The organism is Microcystis sp. LEGE 08355, from assembly GCF_015207185.1.
In the GTDB taxonomy this organism is placed as follows: domain Bacteria; phylum Cyanobacteriota; class Cyanobacteriia; order Cyanobacteriales; family Microcystaceae; genus Microcystis; species Microcystis panniformis.
Genome location: NZ_JADEXI010000553.1, coordinates 1 through 3095, shown reverse-complemented (window position 1 = coordinate 3095; position 3095 = coordinate 1). Strand labels below are relative to the sequence as shown.

The window sequence follows — 3095 nt, the reverse complement described above, 5'->3', positions numbered from 1 at the left end:
GTGTGGGGTTTTACCGGTTTTGAGGTGGCCAATTACCTAATTTTCAGGGAAAAAGTACCTGAATTTTCCCCCTGATCACTCCCATACCTGGTACTTTTTGATTGACAAAAAGTCTAAAAGTCTTACCCAACAAGGTTTTTAGATTTATTCAGCATACCCTAGTTAAGAGGATTGGCGCTGATTTTTTCGTAGGCGCGATCGATAATTCCCCGACCGCGCAGAAAGCCGGTATTAGCTCCTGGACAAAGATAGGAGAGGGTTTCCGGACTAAAACGGTCTAAAATGGCCTCTTGCGATCGCAATTGCCGCGGCCAGTGGAAAGTTTTCGCGGTCTGTAGGGGTCGCGGTTGACCCTTGGTGTCGGGGAGAAGATGACGACCGGTAAATAAAACCCCCCCGTGACGGTTCCAGTAGAGACAGGAGGAACCGGGAGAATGGCCAGGAGTCCAAAAAACGCTACAAGTGGGAGATAACTGGATTTGCTGCTGAAAAACGGTAATTTGACGCTGAGGAAGCAGATAAGCTTCCTGTTCCTGTAGAATAATCTCACAATCAAGTAAACTTTGCAGAGAATCGCTCTGTTTCCCCTGACCCCCGCGATGGGTAAAAAATAGGTAACGGACCCCTTTTTCTAGGAGAAAATCCCGCTCGCTCTCCTCACAGCTAGGACAATCCACCAGAATATTACCAGTATTTTCTACAATAAGATAAGAGGTTCCCCCTAGGGTTTCCCGATTAGGCGAGAAAGCGTATAAACCTTCTAGAATTAATCGAGGGGGTTTTGTGGTTTTGCTAACCTCTAAAGGAGACGATTCGGTTTCCGATCGCATGGTTTGCCTATCCAAATCACAATCAATGCGGTTTATAACTTAGCACGATCGATGACCGGGCCGGCTGAAATTAGCCGCTTTTTACTCAAGAGAAAAGAGCCGATATGGAAATGTGGTTGTTATTAGGGATTCTTGGCGGTTTCACTTATTTTATCGTCAAGCGTAGCGTGGCCAAAATCACGACAACACCAGTTTGGTTAATTTGGTTAGTCCTGATGACTCCGGCTCTAATTTGGACCGGCTGGACGTTAATCTATGGAGAGGATACTCCCATACCGGCATTTTTGCTCATCGGTCCTTTTGTGATCTGCCCTTTTTTGTATTGGTGGCTAGTACAAATGGGTCGGATTACTCCCCAAGAAAGTCCCCCATCACCACCAAAAACAGCGAATTTAGTCCTAGAAAATATTGATAATCCTGCACCTAAAAATGATTTAAAACCGATCACTGCCGAAGAGGAAAAATCCCTAAGAGATTGTTTTCCTTGGGGTGTTTATTATCTGCAAAATATCGATTATCGTCCCCAGGCAATTCTCTGTCGGGGCAAATTGCGGGCGGTTCCCGAAGAAGCTTATCAAGTGATTAAAAACAATGTAGAAAAGGTTTTTGGTGATCGCTTTTTATTGCTTTTCCAAGAAAGTTTTCAGGGACAACCTTTTTTCGCTCTTGTGGCTAATCCCTGGCAGCAAAAAACAGAAACTATAGAAACTGAAAAAATTACTCGCCCCTTTCTTGCCCTGGGTTTATTGTTATTAACTCTCTTAACCACCACATATATCGGTGCGGGATTAAGTGGCATTACCGCCCAACAATTAGAAAATAATTCTAGTTTATTATTGCAAGGTTTACCCTACAGTTTAGGCTTAATTGCTATTTTAGGACTGCACGAATTCAGTCATTATTTTACGGCCGTTAAATATAAAATTAAAACTACTTTGCCCTATTTTATCCCCATTCCTTTCTTCCTAGGCACTTTCGGGGCTTTTATTCAAATGCGATCGCCTGTACCCACCCGCAAAGCTTTATTTGATGTGGCGGTGGCCGGTCCTTTGGGGGGTATAATTATCGCTATTCCTCTACTGTTTTGGGGATTGTCCCTCTCGGAAATAGTTCCCCTAACTAATCAAAGCAGTTTATTAACTTTTCAGTCCTTAAATCCGCAGTTTTCTTTTCTCTTATCTATCCTAGCTAAACTAGCCCTCGGCAGTAATTTAATCGCGGGAAAAGCGATCCATTTACATCCTTTAGCGGTGGCGGGTTATGTGGGAATTATCGTTACAGCCCTAAATTTAATGCCCGTGGGTCAATTGGATGGTGGTCATATTGTTCACGCCATGTATGGGCAGAAAACCGCCATAATTATCGGTAAATTAACTCGATTATTCATGTTTATTTTAGCCCTAGTACAGCCAGATTTTTTACTCTGGGCGATTATTCTCTTATTAATGCCAGTCAGCGATCAACCTGCTTTAAATGACGTGACGGAATTGGATAATAAACGAGATTTATTAGGTTTATTTTCCCTGGCTTTGTTATTAAGTATTTTGCTACCCCTTCCCGAAGCGGTGGCCCGTTGGTGGGGAATGTAAGCGACTGCATCAATCAACCTGAGTTCCGGGAAAATTATCGGTCAGTTAGGGGATACAATCCCTATCTCCTACGTCAATGTGAGTTCGATGACCCTCACCCTCGATCACTTTAATCCACAAAGCTGAAGGCTGACAACTGATCACCGATCACTGATATATGGTTCTCAAGGCTAATTCTCGCAGAAAAAAGCGAGTTTCTCTGAAAGCGAAGTTAGGCAAATCTAGGTTAAAATTGCTGGCTATTCCGCTAATTTTGGCGAGTTTAGGCTGGTTATACCACGATTTACGTCAGCAGTGGCTAAAACCGGAAGCGATTTTTGTTTTGGGAGGTCATGCCGATCGAGAACGTTTTGCGGCAAAATTAGCTAAGGAATATCCCGATCTACCGATTTGGGTATCTTCCGGTAGTCCGCGACGATATGTGAAAAAGATTTTTAAAAAAGCGGGAATTCCCCTAGAACGTCTCCATCTCGATTACAATGCGCGAGATACTGTCACTAACTTTACTAGCCTAGCCGATCAACTGAAAGCCCAAGGTATTGATAGTGTCTATCTAGTCACTTCCGATAATCACATGAGAAGGGCGCGATTAGTGGGAGAAATTGTTTTTGGTAGTCGCGGAATTGTGATTAAACCGGTGACTGTTCCCTCCCAATCACCCCCCGAACCCCTAGAA

At 43.6% G+C, this 3095-nt stretch carries 3 protein-coding genes; 2 read left to right on the top strand and 1 reads right to left on the bottom strand.

Going from position 1 to position 3095, the window contains the following annotated elements; genetic code table 11:
• Positions 1–158 precede the first annotated feature (158 nt).
• On the bottom strand, positions 159–830 hold the full coding sequence (locus IQ242_RS20955; RefSeq protein ID WP_193961277.1) for an MBL fold metallo-hydrolase: 672 nt from the start codon (positions 828–830) through the stop codon (positions 159–161).
• Between the two features lie 104 nt (positions 831–934).
• Between IQ242_RS20955 and IQ242_RS20950 the strand changes: the two genes are divergently transcribed.
• Entirely contained in the window at positions 935–2419 is a 1485-nt protein-coding gene (locus tag IQ242_RS20950) for a site-2 protease family protein (protein WP_193961276.1), read from the top strand.
• A 157-nt stretch (positions 2420–2576) separates the two neighbouring features.
• A partial coding sequence (locus tag IQ242_RS20945; protein WP_193961275.1) for a YdcF family protein occupies positions 2577–3095 on the top strand: 519 nt, incomplete at its 3' end.